We start from the raw sequence: 18,566 nt of genomic DNA, 5'->3' as shown, positions 1-18,566 counted from the left end.
ATCCAACGATGACTGACAAAACTTCCGACCATCAGCCAACGAAATCCGAAACGGAATTCGAACAGCTTGCCGGTGAAGACGATATGGGCCTGCTGGCCGAGTTTTGGCTGTTTATCAAGGAAGAAAAGAAGTGGTGGCTGACTCCGATCATCGTGGTGTCGCTGCTGGTCGGGGGCCTTGTGTATCTGACCTCGTCCGGCGTGGCACCATTCATCTATGCGTTGTTTTGATCGCGTGAAGTTACCGGCCGCCGGTGAGGGCTCCTATTTCATCCAGCCCATCGGTTTCTTCGAATGGTCGGACCTTACGGTACCATGCCATCCATGTGTCGTAGGCTTTTGTCCGCCACTGGTTAGCCACTTCGACTCGCCGTTCTTCACTCGCCGTTTCCGCACCGGCCAGAGGTGTGCGCGTCAGGCCGAGGCCATTGGGCTTTCGCGAGATGTACCGCAAAGCGTCCAGGGCGGTTTGATTCACAGCGATGGCGGGATCTCGCAGGCCCTTCATAATTTCCGGCACCAGCGAAAAATCGCCCGTCCGTCCCAGAGCGAAGTAAGCCGCCCTGCGATTTTCGGCACTCTTGTTCTTCAGCAACGTCTTCAGCGCGTCAACACGACCGATCAGTTCTTCCGGGTCGCTGAACTGAATGGACGCCGCAACTTCTTCTTCGGAAAGGTCATCAAGCTTCGAGAGGTCGGCAGATTCCAGCTGACCGATCAGCACATCCAGCGATGTCAGTTCCTTCTTTTTTTCTTTTTTGCCAAACAGCGAATCGAGCCCGCGAGCTCCCGACATGACGCCACCAGAATACTGCTTATCCAGAATCTGCTTCGTCGAACGCATGAAGTACAAAATGGCAAGACTGGTACCGACCATGCTGCTCGATGTCGTGGGAAACGCGCCTTCCTTGTCCTGCAGCGTTAGTAGTCCGTCGCCGTAGTCTGTGTACCAGCCTTCGGGAAGATCGGCCAACGCGGACGCTCGTTCCAACGTGTAGTAGAAATAGATTTTGTGATGTTGCATGGGGCTGACCGGAGAGTATCGCGCCTGGTTCCATGCGATTCCGCGGCTTACTGCATCGTCGAGATTTCCCGCATTATTCTTGGCTTTGTAGCCGGGATACGCCGTTCCGTTTTTGCCGCCGATTTCTGCGTCTGGAGACGCCTTTTCGAGCACTCCGTACTTCACGTTGTCTTCTTTGGGCTTTTCCTGCTTCTGACCTTTGGGGCCGTACAGAAGCGTGCGAGCCACCGCGATACTGCCTGCCGCCGCCAACGTCATGTTGTGTGTGGAATTTCCGCCGCCGACTCCTTTGGTTGTACCCGGTCGATAACCCCAGCCTCCGTCGCCGTTCCGGTTCTTCGCAAAATAGGTTGCTGCATTGTCAAACGCGGCGCCAGAAACATTGCAGCCAATACGTTTCGCGGCCCACAGAGCCAGGACGCCGTATTGCGACATGCTGACGTCGCCGGGGGCCTGAGGAGAGTCACTCCACGATCCGTCGGCTCGCTGTACTGATTGCACATAATCGGCGATTGCCTGAAGCTGCACGAAATGCAGGCCCGGATCCCCGACGTCGGCCAGTAACATGGCGTCGACACCCGCCTCGTAGACGTGGTCATATCCAATTCTTGCGTACGCGCCCGTGTCAGCTCTTTCACGAGCCGCCTTGATTCCTTCGACGACGATCGGATCTGTTTCCGGCACACCTGCTTTCATCAGGGCGTAGGCGACCAATGCCGTTTCTCGCTCGGCAATCTTATCTCGGTTTGTCGTCAGAAAGGCGATTCCCCTGGCGACGGCCGCGTCGAATCGAGGCACGGTCGTCGATTTGAGTGCCGCTTCTGAGCTTCCTGACAGCCCGCCAGTGACGAGAGAAAGGGCAACCAGACACGCAACTAGAGATCTCATCTTTTTGCCTTGCACCGCTAAAACCAACAGAACGGAACCACGGGTGGTTTCCATTTGAACAATGAAATGATACCCGCGATTTGACACGCCGTCAAAACCCGAATTACTGATCGGAGACGACATTTCTGATGGCCGCCAACAGTCGAGACGCGTTTGCTTCGACAGAATAGACCTGTTCCGCTCGCTGTCTGGCTTTTGTTCCCATTTCGCGGCGCAGTTGCTCAGATTGCAGAAGCCGCTGCAGGGTCGACACCCATTCCTCCGTTGTGGAAGCATGAAAGCCGGTCACTTCGTTTTCCAGCACATCCGCTGTGAAACCGACGGGTGACACCACGGCGGGCAGGCCACAGGCCATGTATTGCGTAAGCTTGGTCGGGCATTTGTAGCGGTCCCATTCCTGTTCGGCGAACAGCGGCATAATACCGATGTCGAAATCGGCGACGTGAATGGCCTCTCTGTCGCCATCCCAGGGCAGATGACGAACCTGAACGCCGGCCAGATCGATATCCTTCAGAGCGTCTAAGTCTGGCGCGATCAACCGCAATTCAAACGAACATCGCCTCGACAGTTCCCTCAATGCTTCCGCTACCACTGCAAGGTACGCCACGTTACCCGACGTTCCGATCCATCCAATCACCGGTACGTCTCGAGCTGACGGCCTCGGTATCGGCTTAAAAACGGACACGCTGGGAGTGGTCGGAATCACGTGGATCTTATTCTGCCAGTCGGCCAGCACTGTTGCGATTTGCGGGTTGCCAGCCACGACGAGGTCACTCATGCGAGTTAGCGTTTCCACCTTCTCAGGGCGCCGCAGAAAAAGCGCATCGTCCAGGTCGTAGATCAACTTTGGCACGCATTCGCGAAACCGTTGTTCCATCTCGACGGAATCGTCGTCGAAGATTTCGCGTTCAAGGTACAAGACATCAAACGAACGTAGCTTTGCTTCGAGTAGGTGCAGCCATCGAGTCAGACGCTTTAATTTCTGGCTGGGGCGAAAACCCATCCACGGAAGGTAGTCATACTTTTGAGGAAAACTGGATGCCACTCGGCAGTGGATTCCGTGGTCCTGCAGGTACTGGATATACGGAAGGATGCGAAACCGTGTTGACGGCGTACGATGCCCGGATGTCAGAAACAGAACGCGCATGTTTAGCCCGCCACTTCCGCAAAAGTATCGCCTTCATTGACCGAATGAGTTCGATAACCTCGCTCGGACAACAAACGCAGACTCGCCTGGTAATCGGCCTCAGAAAGGTGACCGTGTTCGTAGTAGATGAAGCTCGGCAGAGTTGGCAGTTCGTCAAGTTGTTTCAGCACTTCGAAGTCATAACCTTCTACGTCGATAGCCAGCAAATCCACGCGAGGAAATTTCGCTTCCTGAACGACCGTCGCCAAAGTTACGCAGGGCACGTCACGTGCTTCGATCAGGTCTTCGATGTTTGGGATTCGGTCCGCATGACTGGCGATTACGTCGTACTGAAACGAAGCCAGTTGCGAGGCCCAGTGCGGCAGGCCCGCGGCATCTTCTCGCACACTGTACATCGTCGCAGTGCCATCGCTCGGGCCTATCGCCACGTTACGACATGCGATCTGGTTTCGGTCGCCGTAGATGTTCTGCAGAACATCGAAGTAGCGCTGCTGTGGTTCGATCAGTACGGACGTCCACACGCCTTCGATCAGGAACGGCACGAATGGATCCGACGTTACTCCGTTGTAGGCACCGACCTGGACAAAGTAGAAGTCATCATGCGTTAATTCGAACCTTCGAATCGCTCGCTCAAACGGGCGGGCGCGGGACAACTGGAAGCCAAGCGAGAGGACCGTTCGGTGCAACAGGTTTCGGCAAATGTGACGCAGCGTGCCCAATTCAAAGTCCTTCTTCTTGTGAGGCCGATGCTGTCAACGAACCGTTATCGTCCACAGCGTGCCAGCGCTGTCGCGTGACCCACCAGATGCCGACCCAAAGTGGCGTGAGGATCCCTGCCACACCGATCAAATAGCCGCTTACCGAACCGACGATTCCGTAAATCGTTCCCAGCGAGACTGTCAGCGCCGCGATGGCAGAATTCGAGATGATGGAAGCCAGAAGAAAAGGGTCTTTCTTGTGAGCTCGAACGTAGATGTTGGCGCAAACCGCTGGCTGAAATGCAATGAATCCCAGGCTGTAAATCAGGACTGTTTGCACGTCCGGAAGTTTAAGAGCAATTTTGTCGAAGAACCAATTAGAAAACTGATTCACGACGACCACACCAACCGTAAACAGCAGTGTGCCGGCCAGCACGAGTCCAATGGAAATTCGGCAAAGGCTAAAAAAACGACGATCCAATTCTGAATAGTTGCGTTCCGCAATCAGGCGTCCAAACACTGGTCGTCGAGTATCAATCCACGATGTCGCCGCTCCCTGAATCGCGGTCAGCACCGTCCACATCAAACCGAATTGACCTGCCACCGCCGGCCCATATTCCTTGAACAGCACCAGTCCGGCAAGGTGAGTCGCAAACCAGTGGAACGCTCCCTGAACGGCAATCCGCCATTGCAGTGGGACGACTTCTGATTTCCAGTCCACCACCTCAGTCGGCGGCTGATCGCGCAATGTCGCAAAGAATTTTCGGTACCGCCCGAGGGCCAGATACGATTCGCCAATCAGACGTACAGCGGCAGAACCGCACAACGCCCAGACGCCGAAGCCACCAAACAGCAGACTCCACACCACGAACGATCCGGCCATGCCTTGCCAGAACCGAAACTGGTTGATTGTCGCCAGTTGCCCACATCCTTCCAGTATCGACGTCATCGGTAGCAGGCCAAGTTGCAGACCGGTCAGAAGCACAAGCACCAGCCACGGGCTGAACCAGCGGACTGTTGAAGATTCAGCATCTGTGACGAACTCGGCACTTCCTGTCGTCCCACTAAAGTAGACGACTCCAGCTACGGAAACAGCAACTACGAATATCGCGGCTGCAAACAGATACCACCGAACCGCAATTCTGTTCAGCGACGCGAGCCGGGATAGCGCGCGCGGACTTCCTTCCACTTCACCGTCGACCGACTTCAGTTCCGACCATTCGTGACTGGCCACATTGATGATGACAACATGCAGTCCCAGTTCCACAAAGATCTGCATTCCCAACAGCCAGACAAATGCGTAGTAGTATCCCTGTTCCACCTTCGTCAGGCAGAACATGATCAACAGGGCAGTGACCTGTCCGGTCAGCAACTGCCATCCGCGGGCCGCCACGGCATAGGCAACCGCTCGGTCGACATCGAATCGTCGGGCCACCTGTCTAGCGCGCTGAATGCTCACAAGCTGCCTTCACCGCTGTTGGGCGTGACGTGCGCTTCGGCCGTCTCGACCACGGCGCTTTGAACCAGGCGGCGAGCCTGTTCGGGGCGATTGAACATGAGCACGTCGATGATCGAAAGGTGCGGCACGAAACTATTGCCAAACTGACGGTAGCTCACGTCCGGCGGCTTCAGAAATGACAGTTGGATATTGTGAGCCGCGAACTTTGACGGCTCGTACAGTTCTCGTCCGCCGGGCAGGTTTAGGTATCCATCGGCTTTTTCACAACGGCAGATGTCCAGAATCCGATCCGCTCCGCTGAGTTCCGGGTCGCTATAGCGGTCAGTCGTGCTGGTCATCGGCGTTGGGATTCCGAGGTACTGACAGACGTGCCGCAACGACAACGTCGCCAATTCGGCGATCGTGGTCACGTCCGCTCGCACGACGGCTTCAACCTGAGGAAACCATTGATCGAAGCAGGGGGCCTTGCCGTAGGTGTGCCGGATCGATTTGAGCAGTTTTTCCCGCCACGGCCCGTCAACGATTTTTGTGTCACAGATTCTCCGATTTTGGCTGGCGTCGACCAGTGGCACCTGAAACAAGTGGGGTTCGCCGTTCATGAGAATGCGATTGCGGTTAATCCAGCCTTTTTTGATAAACGAGACGTCATCCAGAATCAGAAGCCGGTCAACGGCGGCAATTAGCTGAAAATAGCCAATATAGGGGAACAGGTACGGCTGCATTATCGCGATTCGCATCATCGCCCTCAGTAAATCGCGGCCCCAAACGACGCCCGCCTCCTATTTTTGCACAGGTGGATATATTCGTTCATCGTCAGAAATGCAGTCTTATATTGCGGCGAAGTCGACGTTGCGAGTAGAACTCGGCTTTCCCGGAACTCCACATATTTCCCAGTGTCCTACGAATGCTGACACGGCTGCGACAACAGTTTTCCACGAATTTGGCGATTGATCTGGGAACCACTTCCACCCGAATCGGTCTGCCGGGGGAAGGAATACGTCTGGACGAACCGTCCGTCGTCGCAGTTGGTCGGGGGCATTCGAGTGTGATAGGTCGCGGAGCCGCCGTCGGCAAGTTGGCTCACCAAATGCTCGGCCGCACGCCGGAAGGAATAAGAGCCGTCCGGCCGATCGCTCACGGTGTCATCAGCGACTTCGAACTGACCGAAGCCATGCTTCGTTACTTTTTGCAAAAGGCGACCGGCCGTTCATTTGGCCTGCGTCCGCGCGCGGTTATTGCGATTCCCGGTTGTATTACGGCGGTCGAAAAGCGAGCCGTCATCAACAGTGCCGAACGAGCGGGAACAGGAAAGATTTGGCTGATCGAAAAAGCACGGGCGGCGGCTATTGGAGCAGGGCTGCCGATTTCTGAACCGTTGGCCAGTATGGTATGCGACATCGGCGGCGGGACGACAGAGGTTGCCGTCATGAGTCTCGGCGACAGCGTCGCGAATCGATCGATCCGTACCGCCGGCGACCTGATGGACCGCGCGATCGTGCGTTATTTGCGACGACGCTATTCGCTGAGAATCGGTGATCAGACGGCTGAGCAACTCAAATTACAAATCGGCAGCGCGGCGGCGCTGGATCATGAACTCAGCCACGAAGTCAGTGGGCTCGACACCGCCAGCGGCATTCCTCGCAAGGCCATGATCACCAGCGAGGAAGTGCGCGAGGCGTTGGCAGATCCTCTGCAGGAAGTGGTCGACTGTATTCGAGGCACAATCGAACAATGCCAGCCTGAGCTGATCGCGGATCTCGCCGACACCGGCCTGGTTCTCACCGGCGGCGGCGCACAGCTGCGGGGCATTGACCGGTATTTGAATCAGCACCTCGGTATCCCTGTGCGAGTCATCGAGTCACCTCGCACAACGGTCACTCGCGGAGCCATGATCTGCCTTGACCACCTGGAGCAATGGCAGGGACGTCTGGATAGTGGGAATTAGCCGACGGTATGTATCCGACGACATCATCAAAACCAATTTGGTTCACCGTGGTCGCGATGCTGCTGCTGACAGTCGCAGTGTACGTTGCTGACCCGCGAGGTTCGCTGACCACCGCGCGAATGAAACTGCACAACGTGCTTAGCCCCGGTCGCCTGGTCGTTGCCGCGATTTCGCATAAAAGCAATCAAGGCGGCGACGCAACGCCTGCCGAAAATTCGTTGTCCGGGGCAGCCGCATTGCAAAACGCGTTGCTAGAAAACGAACTGCAACGGCGCCAACTGGTGATTGAAAACGCCCGGCTAAGAAACGAACTGCGGACGGCTCGCAGCCAAACGGGTGCTCAAACAATTGTCGGTCGGTCGCTGGTGAATTTCGTCACCACGCGAGCGAAAGTGCTAAGTCGCACTGGAACGCCGTCGCGACTTCGCGAGATGTTTCTGGAAGCTGGCCAGCAGGCGGGTTTGAAACGCTCGGACGTGATTGTGGAAGGTCATGGCATGCTGGTCGATCAAGGTTCCGGCAGCGGTGTTCAGGAGGACCAGCCAGTGATCTCCGGCTTAGCGGTAGTCGGCCGCGTCGCCTCGGTGTCGCGGTGGGTGAGTGTCGTGCAGCCCGTCACGGACGACGAATTTTCAGCGGCCGTGCAGCTTGTTCAGCAGGGATCGCAAACTTCAAATTACGCCGCCCGAGGCATGTTGGAAGGCAGTGGTGATGGATTCTGTCGCATTGTCGGCGTGCCGTATACCGCCGCAGTGGCGATTGGCGATGAAGTTTTTTCAGCCGACATCGACGGGATCCAGGGGCCGCGACTGTATTTTGGAAAAGTTGTGAAGGCCGAATTTTCGGCGGGCGGTGAGTGGAGTATATCGGTGCAACCAGCCTTCCACCGTGACGGCTTAAACGAAGTGCTTGTTGTGCAGGCGAAGCTGAATTCTTCAGTCAAGGCAAAGCAATGAAAGCAATTGCGTTATGGACCGTTGTGCTGTGGTTCGCATTGGCGGCCGAACAGGCACGGCCGGACTTGTTGCCGGTCGGCAGTATCGTCATTCCCAGCGCGGTCGGCTGCATGCTGTGGCAGCGGAGTGCCAGTGGCGTCGTTGTGGCAGGGGCCGCGATGTTGTTGAGTTGGGTTCTTGGGGCGACAGGGCCACCATTGGAAATTGCCGTTGTGCTGTTACTGACGGCTCGATTCCTGACAAACGGTGATTCATCCCACCGCTACGAAAACGGCCGTGCTGCGTGGTTGCACCCACTGGCGATCGTGGTGCTGGGTGAAGTCGTGCTGACGGCGGTTGGTGCGTATGACGCCGGTTTGCGAGTCATGACGTCTGCCGCAGCACCGCGATTGGTCGTTGCCATTCCCTGTATGCTGCTGATTGTGTTTGTGCTGAGGATGTCGGAAGAACTTGGGTTCCGCAGAACCGTTTCCCTATAGTCGGACGGCATGCATAACCAGCCACTGAATCCGATCTTCCATGACGACGGTGCTGCACCGGATGCGCTAATCGATCCGCCACCGGTAACTCGGTTTGTTATGCTGGCGATCGCTTTCTTTGCAGCAACGTTCATCGTTTTGGGACGCATGGGTTGGGTGCAGGGCCGTTTGCAGGAACGGTATCTCGATGCGCTGAATGCGACCACTGTCGAGTACGAAGCGATTCCCGCTCGCGACGGCCGGATCTTAACGGAATCATCGGTCGTGCTGGCTGCAGATGTGGATCAGTATTCTGTGCAGATGCACTATCGCTGGTTACAGGAACCCTTGGACGCCACATGGGTGAGCCGCGAGGTGCGTAGGCGTTTGTCGCGAACCGAACGCAGGGATCCGGCACTGGTCGAGGTAACGGAAGCGGATATTCTAAGCACACGAGATGAAATGTGGTCTGCCGTTGCGCAAGTCGCGGCGATCCCGGTGACGGAGCTTAAAGACCGATTGAGAACGGTGCAGGGCAGGGTGCAGAGGATCGCTGATTCTGTTAACCGCCGTCGCCTGCAATCAACGGAAGACCGCATTGCAACGAACGGCGATGACGGACTGTTGATCCGGATCGCGTCATCGATTCGCGCAGCTCTGACAACGCCCGCAAGACGCGGTCAGTCAGACCGAATCGTCGTGCGCGAAGAAGAATCGTTTCACGAGATCGTGGACGACGTGCCGTTGGAGGTCGCTGCCGTAATCCGTCAACAGCCGCACCGCTTTCCCGGTGTGCGAGTCGTTGTCGGACATCGCCGCACGTATCCGCAGGGAGAACTTTCGGCTCACGTTGTTGGAGCTCGGACTCCGTTAATGGACGAAGAAACAGCGGATCTGAAAGCGGCGACTCAAAGCGGATCGTGGGTGCCGCGGCGCGGTCGCTTCGGCGTGGAACGCACTTACGAACATCAGCTAAAAAGCGTTCCCGGTCGCCGGCGAATTGTGCGCAATCGGCGGATGGAGGTGCTGGAAGACGAGGTCGAGCGCGAACCGGTTGGTGGTCGTGACGTCGTGCTCACGTTGAACTCCGACTTGCAGCGACACGCGGAGCGACTGCTGGACGAAGCTTTGACAGACGCCCCGCAACAGCTATTGCCGGTCGCAAACAGCGAGGAATCGCGGCCGCAACCGGTTCCGAAAGGTGGCACCATCGTGGTGATGGACGCAGCGACGGGGCGTCTGCTGGTCGCTGCCAGTGCGCCGCGGTTCAGTCTTTCTTTGTTCACCGGCAGTTCGACAGATGACTGGGCGGCCGCGAACGCTGACCGACGGCATCCGTTTATTCACCGAGTCACATCAATGGCTCTGCCGCCGGGTTCGGTGATCAAACCATTCACGGCTGCCGCCGCGATCGAAGCGAAGGCGCTTGACCCTGACGCCATGTTCGCCTGCCAGGGATTCTTGAAGAGCCCCGATGAACATCGGTGTTTGATTTTTCGACTGTACGGGTCCGGGCACGGCGACACCACGCTCACTCAGGCGTTAGCTCAATCATGCAACGTGTATTTTTTTGATGCCGCTCAACGCCTTGGTTTTTCGCCACTGCGAGCGTGGTTCGATCGCTTCGGATTCGGCCGAACAACGGGCGTGGACCTTCCCTTCGAAGAAGCCGGCAACGTACCCGGATCGGTTGTCACGGAGCCGGCCAACGTACGCATGGATCGAGAGGCTCTGGGTCTGGCAATCGGTCAGTCCAGCCTTACAGCAACTCCTTTGCAAATCGTGCGAAGCATGGCAGCGATCGCAAACGGTGGCTGGTTGGTAACGCCTCACGTCGTTAGCCCCGACGGAACGGCTCGCACAACACGCGACATTGATGACCGTCCGCACGATATTGCACGACATCGAATTCCCGGACTCTCGGGCGCGGTGTTGGACCGAATCCGCGAAGGTCTAGCCGCTGTCGTGCAGGCTCCCTATGGAACGGGTTACAAAACAGTCCGATTAGAGAATGTGCTGATAGCCGGTAAATCAGGTACGGCCGAGACCGCTCCGGGAAAACAGGATCACGCCTGGTTTGCAGGCTACTTCCCGGCCGATCAACCGAAGTACGCGTTCGCAGTTGTCCTTGAACACGGCGGTTCCGGCAGTCAGGCTGCCGGCGTGGTGGCTCGCGAGCTGGTGCGCGAAATGCATCGCAGCGGATTCTGCGGCGAGTCTCGCTGACATGTGGCCGCGGAACAGGCGGTTCGGATGGTGAAGGCTGTCTGCCACGAGTGCGAACCGGTCACAGCAACAGGGAGACTGCTCAAAGCATCGGCGTTCGTTCGCATTGATGTACTCAGACATGGTGCCATAACCAGCCCGGCTCACAATTTGTGGCGAAGCGAAGTCCGGCGTTTCCGGAATGCAACATCGTCGTCGTTTCGATCAAACCCGCGCCCTGCGCGCAAGGGGAACTTAACAGGCGGCCGGCGACATCAAATCGTCTGCATTTCCCTACTGCTGCTGTAACAATCACGGCAGACATTCCTGGTTTGATCTCCCAGAAAGCTATCCATGAGTCGGACCGCTCCCTCAAGTAATTTTCAAGACCCCGTCGGGCTGCTTTTTCGCATGCTGAAGTCCGGCAACCGAGCGGCCTACGGCGCATTGTTTCGTGAAGGTCTGCGATTGGGGGCGATACCATTTGATGCGGTGCTGAGTCGTTTCGAACGTCGACATGTGGCAAAGAATGTAGAAGCGAAACATCCCCAGGTTTTGATTGTCGGAGCACCTCGCAGCGGCACCACGCTGGTGTATCAGGCGTTGGCGTTTTACCTGGACGTTAGCTCGCCGAGTAACCTCAGCGGGCTGTTTCCCCGTTCGCCATTAACTGCGTCGCGCGTACAGAACGCGTTACCGTCGTTGCGCCGTCCTGATTTTCGAAACTACTACGGCCAGACGACTCACCTGCGAGGCCCCAACGATGCGTTTCACATCTGGGACCGCTGGCTGGGTGAAGACCGCTACGAGCCGGCTCAATCGCTGACGCCGGAAACGGTCGCCGACATGCAGGCGTTTTTCGCCGCGTGGTCGCATGATTTCGACAAGCCGTTCCTTAACAAAAACAACCGCAACACAAGCTGCATTTCGCTGCTGGCGGAACACTTGCCGAACGCGAAGTTCGTCGTTGTGCGGCGCAATCCGTTGTACGTTGCGAATTCGCTGATTCGAGCACGTTCACAAGTGCAGGGCGATAAGTCTGTGGGTTGGGGCTTGCAGAGTGCGTCGTCGGATTCTTCTGCCGACCCGCTGGCTTATGTTGACGACGTGTGTCGGCAGATCACGTCTATCGATGAGAACATCGAGCGACAGCTTAGCAGTGTTTGTGATGATCGAGTGGTTCACGTCACGTATGAAGACTTCTGCGAACACCCGCAGCAGGCGATCCGTCGCATTGCGAATTCGCTGGATGGTGTAGGACTGAATGCGAAGGCAAAGCTGGATGAGCTTCCGCCGTTTCAGACATCGCAGCAGCTAACGTTGACGTCGGAAGAACAGGACCGAGTGCAACAGTACTTTAGCGCAGCGGCGCAGCCCGTCGCTACTTAGAACCCCTAACAACACAACACCTGTGTGGCCGCGTTGTGACGACAGTGGTCGAGATGCAAGGAAAAGTGACGAGGCGACAGATGTCGTCGAGGAGCGCTGACGCCCCAGATCGGCTGCTGTCGTCGCAACCTTCCGGGCCGCTTGTGGTTCCTCCTCCTCACTTCTTGCCTGAAACGAAACCACAAACGTCGCGGCTCACACAGGTTTGGTTAGGGGTTCTTAGTGCGGGACGGCCCGCCAGCCGATTAGAGCTGACGCTTTGAATAGAAGCTGTTGTTTACGTTGATCGCTGGCGCCAAAGCTGGACACTTGACGGAATCCTGCCGACACGTCACCTTGGCAGAATCTCATGCCCGGTTTGCATCAAGGGCGTACACCTTCTGTCACGTGTCTTAAAAAGGACTGCCATGACGGGCGTCAGCTACACGGCCATTCGTCAATTGTTTTCTTCAGCCGCAACAGGCCTGGCTCTATTCGCTGTGCTGTCCAATGCCGCTCCCGCCCAACCGCCGTTGCGCACGCTGGATCGGACGAACCTGCTTCAATACCGTGACGACAGCGGGACCGTTAAGCCTGTCACCAACGCGGCCGAATGGGGCAAACGGCGAGCCGACATTCTGGCCGCGATGCAGCAGGTGATGGGACCGATGCCCGGCGACGATCGGCGAGTTGACCTTGCCGTAAAGATCGAAGAAGAAGCCGACGCTGGTAGCTACGTTCGTCGATTGATTACCTACCAGTCTGAACCGGGGTCTCGCACGCCGGCGTATCTGTGCATTCCCAAAGATGTACTCGCTGGCAAGCACAAAGCGGCGGCCGTGCTGTGCCTTCATCCGACCGACAACACCGTCGGCCATAAGGTTGTGGTGGGACTTGGCGGCAGGGCAGGGCGGCAATACGCGGCGGAGCTGGCCGAACGAGGCTACGTGACTCTGTCGCCCGCGTATCCACACCTCGCCAACTACTACCCGAATCTCGGCAAGCTGGGCTACGTTAGTGGCACGATGAAAGCCATCTGGGACAACAGTCGGGGCCTCGACCTGCTTGAATCACGCGACTATGTCGACAGCACCAACGGCTTCGGAGCCATCGGCCATTCGCTAGGTGGTCACAACGCCGTTTACACAGCCGTCCTGGACGAACGCGTCACGGCCGTCGTGAGTAGTTGCGGGCTTGATTCATACACCGACTACATGGATGGAGCAGAGCGAGTGTGGTATTTCGGCCAGGGCTGGTGCCAGATCCGCTACATGCCTCGCATGTCCAATTATCGCAATAAGCTGGAGCAGATCCCGTTTGACTTCCCTGAACTGCTGGGAGCTCTTGCCCCACGCCCGTTATTTGTGAACGCTCCCCTGCACGACAGCAATTTTCGTTGGAAGAGTGTCGATGATTGTGCGGAAGCAGCTCGACCGGTTTACGAACTTCTGGGTGACCCTGCGAACTTGCAAATCGAGCACCCTGACAGCGACCATAACTTCCCGGACGACATGCGAGAAGCCAGTTATCAAGTCATCGATTCCGTGCTGCGGCCGGCTGATAATTGAAGGTCGGAAGCCTGAGCAGCGGGACGTACTGAGGTGCCTGGCCAGTTCTCGTCATGCGCCACGGTTGTACGCGGTAGCAGAAGTTTCGACGAATTTCACAATGTCTGATGTGGTGAAGGTCCCTGCAGTAGTTCAGCAAGCAGCACGATTTGCCGAATGACCCGGCACCCTGTTGCGTCGCCCCATGTGAATTTTGCGGTGAGTAACATTGTCGTCGCATGGCGACCGCCAGGTCTGATAAATTGTGCAGCTCTGCAGTTGCTTGAATCAGATACACCGCGCGAACAATCAGGGCCGAAGTGTGAACGGAATCTTTCGCTATGCCAAAGGAGTGGCGGCGTCTTTGATCATCGCCGCTGTGGGATTCGCCGGCAACTACGCTCAAAGCTGGCTGTTTCGCGGCGTGGAAGGCCCACTGCCACGGTCGACTGCCGTCTTGTCGGGCAACTTTGCGTTGTCAGGGCATTCTTCGTCACCTCAACGGTCGACAATTCCGGCCCGGGCTGCGGAATGGCGGATCGCATTCGTCACAAATCGATTGGATGCTGTGGCTGACAGTGCGACTACTGCGTCGACGGCCACATCGTTGAATGGTCGCACGCTTTCCGAACAAACGGTCGACGCCATTTGCGCCATGCCACCTTCAACTCATGGGTTTTCCGAAGTCACCGTGCCGTTCAGGCGTCGTCGTGGTGAGTGCGTTGTGGGTGCAAGTGCTGAGAGCCAGCTACAGGTGCGGCCGCTGAAACGCCGCGGCAAAGCGGACTTCTATTCATCACTGCAAACGGCCATCGACGAAGCCGAATCAAAAGACATTCTGGTGTTCGTCCACGGCTTCAACGTCTCGTTGGACAACGCGATTGCTCGAGCCGCTCAACTGGCTGAGGACATGCCATTCCATGGGGTTGTCATCGCTTTTAGCTGGCAGTCTCACGCAAAGACCACCGAGTATCTTTCAGACGAAAGACTGGCGGAACGCTACTTCTGGAACCTTGCGGAGCTGCTCGCTGAACTGCGAAACCAGTTCGACGATTCCGTCCGCCTAAACGTGCTGGCTCACAGCATGGGCAACCGCGTCGCACTGCGAGCCATCAGCGCATTGACCGGCAACATTGACCCAACAGGCCAACCCACAGACCGGCTTCAGTTGGCGTCGCTCAACCGCCGCTTTGCGGCAGGGCAAGGCTTTCCGTTGGGACGCAGCGACGCAGATGGACGCTTCAACTCTGTTGTCGGCCCCCGCATGCAGGACTTTCAGACGAGGTTTCCGGCATGGCGATCATGGTCCGCTGACCGAACAGAGACGTCCCCGATCAGCAACCTGATTCTCGCCGCCCCCGACGTCGCTCAATCAGAATTCAAAACGTTCATCAACCACATCCGTCATGCCGCCAGCAACATCGTCTTGATCACATCGGACACAGACTACGCTCTGAAAGCATCCCGAAAAATCCACAACGGCCGCTATCGAGCCGGAGATTCTCAAGCCGCTCTGAACATCGAAGGTGTAAACACCATTCGAGTCACCGGAGTCCACTCCCTCGATCACCTCGGCCACTCCCACTACGGCAGCAATGTGCAGGTGCTGGATCGGTTGGCGGCGTACTTGCGACCAACGTTTGACGTCTCGCAGTCGATGTCGGCGTTTGCGAGGTAGGCCACTCCATATCGACGCTGGAATCAGCACGAGGCCCTTCACTGGCTGGCGACCGTTAGAGCGGCTTCCTGTTGCTTCGCAACACACGCTGTTCACGGACGTGCCACCCAACGGTGACAAGATTGCTACCGTGCTGGGATTGCAGATCCGTATTTGAGCGGGCACCACGCCGAGTCGGCTTAGCCTTGGCGACGTCGACGCCGCACGCCCCAAAAACCAGCTCCTCCGAGAATCAGCAGAGCAAAGCTCGACGGTTCTGGCACTGTCGCTGCAGTCAAATCATCGGTGATTAGAAATGTGTAACTTTGGTTCGCCGTCGCAGTCGGAGTTTGAATTGTGATCATGTCATCGCTGTTATGCGTGATACTGACCGCCGCGGCACCTGTGAGCTGAGTGACCGAAAAAATGTCAGCACCGCTAGCGAAGATCAAAGACGAGAGTTCCCAAGTGATGTTCTCACCAGTCGTCAAGAACCCCCCTAAGTCGACGGCCAGCTCAAGGAAGTTAGCTGCGCCTGGCGCGACAGCTCCGTCATCCGTCAAGTTGAAGCTGAAAGTTGCGGTATTCGACCCAAGCGTGTACGACTCGGAAACATCAGGAGCTGCAGCGCCGTTTGTAAAGGTTCCAGATCCGATAGGAGTGAGCGACGGCGTGAATGCTATTGCATGACTTCCCATCGTTATGACATCCGCTTGCAGACTGGCAGCAGGCAACAAGAAGGACAGCAGTGCTATGGTGATTTTAGACATGTAACGAAACCCTAAAGAAACCAATCCTGAGAACGCTAAAAACTCCCTGAGCAACCGACCGCTCCGTGTTTATGTGACGAGGCTAGTCGGGGCAACCGGGTAATGCAAGTAAAACGGGGGAATGAGTGCTAATTAAATGCCGCAGGGAGCCTGATGTGCTCACGCACATTATCGCAAGATCCATGTCTAGAAAGAGTCCGCGCTGACTGGCTTTTCAGGGACAAACTGTGTTGCAGTTGCCAATGTCCGAAGCCTTGAGGCTGAGGGGGTTAGCAACTGGGTGTACACATATTCATCCAGGTTCTCACTGATCGTCTTCGCTGAACCGTCACACATTGAAACCACTACGATTCCTGGATGGTTTGAACTAGGAAATGGAGCGCCCTCCGGGCCGGTCTTACGTTGGTTAATGTACGGTTGAGTTCCAGGTAGGATTGCTGTGGGAGTATTCCCGAGCACCGCGTTCGAAGCCCGGTCAGTTTGCCCGGGGGTGGATGGAGCACCGCTGATCGGATACATCATGCCACAACTGTTCAGACTGGGATTTGCCCAGTTTCCTTGCCCTGCATTGATGTTTTCGGAAAGCATAATGGTGTTTCCAGAGCCATCGTATATCTTTCCGATGGTCGCGCTCGGGTTCGAAGTACTTGGTACAGAACCAAACTCTGACCAAAAAACGCCAGTATCGCGCGTCAACTTGGTGTCAGTGACTTCAAGCGTCGTGCCGTTACTGTCCCAATCGAAGTCTTCGGCATGAAACGAGTGTCCAGGATCCTGAACCATCTCGTCGGCACCGACCGTGGAGTCTCCAAACCCAGCGTTGGCAACGTATGACAACCCGCCCGGAATAGAGAACGCACTTTCATCGTTCGGACAAGCCAACGCCTCGATATAGAGTTCACCGGCCAAATTAATATTCCGGGCGCCATTTGAGTTCACGACTGCGCTGTCCCAAGGTAGAGCATTATCCCAACGGTCATACGTTCCTTGCTGATCCATAAACGGAAGCACTTCTACAACCCAGCTTCGACCATCGGAAAACGACGGGACCATGCTCCCCGGGTTGCGATTGTAGTAACTCAATGCTGGCAGCCGACTCTTGTTTGAGGAAGCAAAATTGAGCAACGCCACGGTGACATTGCGAATGTTATTGAGGCACTGAGTTCTTCTTCCGGCTTCCCGCGCGTTTTGGATGGCGGGGAGGATCAGGGACATCAGAGTTGCGATGATGGAGATGACCACTAGTAGTTCGATCAACGTAAAACCAGCTCGGCGGCGATTGGTGCTCCGAGCGCCAATTCCGCTGTTTGTTTTCAACATACCTGTCTCTCCGGGGAAGAATCTGGATAATGGGGTAGGCGGGGAATCCCTCTAAACGGATTCTGATCGAATGCCCCGCCAGAATCTGCTGCTAAACTCGTGAATTTAAGCTTTTCTAACCAAATTCATGGTTTCTGCGGGAGTCCAGAAGCACGCGTGTTCGAGCCCGTAAGTGTTCAAATTATGCACACCAGTCTGTGGTAAATTCCACATGCGAGCGAATCGCCTGCTGAAGTGCAGTTCGGGCGCGTTGCTATATTGAACATGCCCCGTTTTCGTGCGACTGAACACTTGACCACTGCTGTACGGGATTGCGTTTGAACATGGCTAATGACGGAGTCGGAATTTCTTATCTCGACGACAAACAGCCTCGGTGCTGGTGGTGCGAGGGGCATGATGATTATGTGTTGTATCACAACGCCGAATGGGCTTGCCCGGTGGACGATGATCGCCGGCTGTTCGAAAAGATTTGCCTCGAAGGTTTTCAGTCGGGCCTAAGCTGGCTCACAATTTTGCGGAAGCGGGAGCACTTTCGAGCGGCGTTTCACGATTTCGATTTTCACGCGGTGGCGAAGTTTAAGTCACCTCAAGTCACCAGGCTGCTGAAAGACGAAGGCATTGTCCGCCATCGGGGCAAGATCGAAGCGACGATCAATAACGCTCAACGCGCCATTGAAATGGAACGTGACTTCGGTTCGCTGGCCGCGTGGTTCTGGCAATGGGAACCGAAAGAGCAGGGCAGGGTGCCGCTCACTTCGAAGGCCGAAGCCTATCAACGAACGACGTGTGACGAAGCTATGGCGATGTCGAAGGCATTGAAGAAACTTGGCTGGAAATTCGTCGGCCCAACCACCGCCTATGCCTTTATGCAGGCAATGGGCATGGTGAATGATCATCTTATTGGTTGTTCGCAGTACGACACGGTGGAGAAACTGCGGAAGAAATTTCGCCGGCCGAAGTCGTGAAGCGTTCATGGAACGTAATTTGGGTCCTGCTTGCCGAGCTGGACTCTCAGCTTCGCCGAATCTACGCGGAGTCGGCTTCCCAGAAGGCCGCAAGTGGAATCGTACGGCGATCGGCAATGTACTGCAGTCGCCTGCGGCGAAGTGCCACTCGGCAAGCGGC

General features: G+C 56.4%; 16 protein-coding genes. 9 read left to right on the top strand and 7 right to left on the bottom strand.

The genetic code is table 11. The features are described from left to right. Positions 1 to 8 precede the first annotated feature (8 nt). Positions 9 to 230, top strand: a complete 222-nt coding sequence (locus Fuma_RS27135) for a DUF5989 family protein (protein WP_077026874.1) — start codon at positions 9 to 11, stop codon at positions 228 to 230. A 10-nt stretch (positions 231 to 240) separates the two neighbouring features. On the opposite strand, the gene Fuma_RS27130 is transcribed toward Fuma_RS27135, so the two are convergent. The 5 genes from Fuma_RS27130 to Fuma_RS27110 form a co-directional block, all read right to left on the bottom strand. Continuing rightward, positions 241 to 1,911, bottom strand: a complete 1,671-nt coding sequence (locus Fuma_RS27130; protein ID WP_145944410.1) for a hypothetical protein — start codon at positions 1,909 to 1,911, stop codon at positions 241 to 243. Positions 1,912 to 2,014: 103 nt separating this feature from the next. Continuing rightward, positions 2,015 to 3,058 (bottom strand): glycosyltransferase, encoded by a 1,044-nt coding sequence (locus Fuma_RS27125; protein WP_077026872.1) that lies wholly within the window; start codon positions 3,056 to 3,058, stop codon positions 2,015 to 2,017. A 2-nt stretch (positions 3,059 to 3,060) separates the two neighbouring features. Further along, the gene (locus Fuma_RS27120) at positions 3,061 to 3,777 is read right to left on the bottom strand and encodes an FkbM family methyltransferase (RefSeq protein ID WP_077026871.1); all 717 of its coding nucleotides are present in this window, start codon (positions 3,775 to 3,777) and stop codon (positions 3,061 to 3,063) included. Position 3,778: 1 nt separating this feature from the next. Then, positions 3,779 to 5,191 carry a hypothetical protein gene (locus tag Fuma_RS27115; protein ID WP_077026870.1) on the bottom strand — a complete coding sequence of 471 codons (1,413 nt, stop codon included), beginning with the start codon at positions 5,189 to 5,191 and terminating at the stop codon, positions 3,779 to 3,781. A gap of 20 nt (positions 5,192 to 5,211) precedes the next feature. Beyond that, positions 5,212 to 5,937 carry a WbqC family protein gene (locus tag Fuma_RS27110; RefSeq protein ID WP_218922311.1) on the bottom strand — a complete coding sequence of 242 codons (726 nt, stop codon included), beginning with the start codon at positions 5,935 to 5,937 and terminating at the stop codon, positions 5,212 to 5,214. 182 nt (positions 5,938 to 6,119) lie between these two features. Between Fuma_RS27110 and mreB the strand changes: the two genes are divergently transcribed. The 7 genes from mreB (at position 6,120) to Fuma_RS27070 (ending at position 15,372) form a co-directional block, all read left to right on the top strand. After that, the gene (gene mreB / locus Fuma_RS27105; RefSeq protein ID WP_077026869.1) at positions 6,120 to 7,160 is read left to right on the top strand and encodes a rod shape-determining protein; all 1,041 of its coding nucleotides are present in this window, start codon (positions 6,120 to 6,122) and stop codon (positions 7,158 to 7,160) included. An 8-nt stretch (positions 7,161 to 7,168) separates the two neighbouring features. Further along, a complete protein-coding gene (mreC, locus tag Fuma_RS27100) occupies positions 7,169 to 8,116 on the top strand; it encodes a rod shape-determining protein MreC (protein ID WP_077026868.1) in 948 nt (315 codons plus the stop codon). Next, positions 8,113 to 8,595 carry a hypothetical protein gene (locus Fuma_RS27095; protein WP_077026867.1) on the top strand — a complete coding sequence of 161 codons (483 nt, stop codon included), beginning with the start codon at positions 8,113 to 8,115 and terminating at the stop codon, positions 8,593 to 8,595. The genes mreC and Fuma_RS27095 overlap by 4 nt, the downstream gene beginning before the upstream one ends. Before the next feature lie 9 nt (positions 8,596 to 8,604). After that, the gene (locus Fuma_RS27090) at positions 8,605 to 10,800 is read left to right on the top strand and encodes a peptidoglycan D,D-transpeptidase FtsI family protein (RefSeq protein WP_077026866.1); all 2,196 of its coding nucleotides are present in this window, start codon (positions 8,605 to 8,607) and stop codon (positions 10,798 to 10,800) included. Positions 10,801 to 11,133: 333 nt separating this feature from the next. Beyond that, on the top strand, positions 11,134 to 12,168 hold the full coding sequence (locus Fuma_RS27080; RefSeq protein ID WP_077026864.1) for a sulfotransferase family protein: 1,035 nt from the start codon (positions 11,134 to 11,136) through the stop codon (positions 12,166 to 12,168). 407 nt (positions 12,169 to 12,575) lie between these two features. Next, a complete protein-coding gene (locus Fuma_RS27075; RefSeq protein WP_077026863.1) occupies positions 12,576 to 13,715 on the top strand; it encodes an alpha/beta hydrolase in 1,140 nt (379 codons plus the stop codon). A gap of 301 nt (positions 13,716 to 14,016) precedes the next feature. Next, on the top strand, positions 14,017 to 15,372 hold the full coding sequence (locus tag Fuma_RS27070) for an alpha/beta hydrolase (RefSeq protein ID WP_145944408.1): 1,356 nt from the start codon (positions 14,017 to 14,019) through the stop codon (positions 15,370 to 15,372). Positions 15,373 to 15,551: 179 nt separating this feature from the next. Here Fuma_RS27070 and Fuma_RS27065 read toward each other — a convergent pair whose 3' ends face one another. Both Fuma_RS27065 and Fuma_RS27060 read right to left on the bottom strand, forming a co-directional pair. Next, positions 15,552 to 16,175, bottom strand: a complete 624-nt coding sequence (locus Fuma_RS27065) for a PEP-CTERM sorting domain-containing protein (RefSeq protein WP_145944407.1) — start codon at positions 16,173 to 16,175, stop codon at positions 15,552 to 15,554. A 132-nt stretch (positions 16,176 to 16,307) separates the two neighbouring features. Next, positions 16,308 to 17,441 carry a DUF1559 family PulG-like putative transporter gene (locus Fuma_RS27060; protein ID WP_077026860.1) on the bottom strand — a complete coding sequence of 378 codons (1,134 nt, stop codon included), beginning with the start codon at positions 17,439 to 17,441 and terminating at the stop codon, positions 16,308 to 16,310. A 323-nt stretch (positions 17,442 to 17,764) separates the two neighbouring features. Between Fuma_RS27060 and Fuma_RS27055 the strand changes: the two genes are divergently transcribed. Beyond that, complete coding sequence (locus tag Fuma_RS27055) at positions 17,765 to 18,406, top strand: DNA-3-methyladenine glycosylase I (protein WP_099091832.1); 642 nt, start codon at positions 17,765 to 17,767, stop codon at positions 18,404 to 18,406. The last annotated feature ends 160 nt before the right edge of the window (positions 18,407 to 18,566 follow it).

Origin of the sequence: Fuerstiella marisgermanici (assembly GCF_001983935.1) — a bacterium.
Taxonomy (GTDB): Bacteria; Planctomycetota; Planctomycetia; order Planctomycetales; family Planctomycetaceae; genus Fuerstiella; species Fuerstiella marisgermanici.
This window is presented reverse-complemented; position numbering and strand designations above follow the sequence as displayed.

Excerpts from the sequence above, each read along its gene's own strand:
- Fuma_RS27135 (WP_077026874.1), top strand. The coding sequence starts at position 9 with ATGACTGACAAAACTTCCGACCATCAGCCAACGAAATCCGAAACGGAA.
- Fuma_RS27130 (WP_145944410.1), bottom strand. The coding sequence starts at position 1,911 with ATGAGATCTCTAGTTGCGTGTCTGGTTGCCCTTTCTCTCGTCACTGGC.
- Fuma_RS27125 (WP_077026872.1), bottom strand. The coding sequence starts at position 3,058 with ATGCGCGTTCTGTTTCTGACATCCGGGCATCGTACGCCGTCAACACGG.
- Fuma_RS27110 (WP_218922311.1), bottom strand. The coding sequence starts at position 5,937 with ATGCAGCCGTACCTGTTCCCCTATATTGGCTATTTTCAGCTAATTGCC.
- mreB (WP_077026869.1), top strand. The coding sequence starts at position 6,120 with ATGCTGACACGGCTGCGACAACAGTTTTCCACGAATTTGGCGATTGAT.
- mreC (WP_077026868.1), top strand. The coding sequence starts at position 7,169 with ATGTATCCGACGACATCATCAAAACCAATTTGGTTCACCGTGGTCGCG.
- Fuma_RS27095 (WP_077026867.1), top strand. The coding sequence starts at position 8,113 with ATGAAAGCAATTGCGTTATGGACCGTTGTGCTGTGGTTCGCATTGGCG.
- Fuma_RS27090 (WP_077026866.1), top strand. The coding sequence starts at position 8,605 with ATGCATAACCAGCCACTGAATCCGATCTTCCATGACGACGGTGCTGCA.
- Fuma_RS27080 (WP_077026864.1), top strand. The coding sequence starts at position 11,134 with ATGAGTCGGACCGCTCCCTCAAGTAATTTTCAAGACCCCGTCGGGCTG.
- Fuma_RS27075 (WP_077026863.1), top strand. The coding sequence starts at position 12,576 with ATGACGGGCGTCAGCTACACGGCCATTCGTCAATTGTTTTCTTCAGCC.
- Fuma_RS27060 (WP_077026860.1), bottom strand. The coding sequence starts at position 17,441 with ATGTTGAAAACAAACAGCGGAATTGGCGCTCGGAGCACCAATCGCCGC.
- Fuma_RS27055 (WP_099091832.1), top strand. The coding sequence starts at position 17,765 with ATGGCTAATGACGGAGTCGGAATTTCTTATCTCGACGACAAACAGCCT.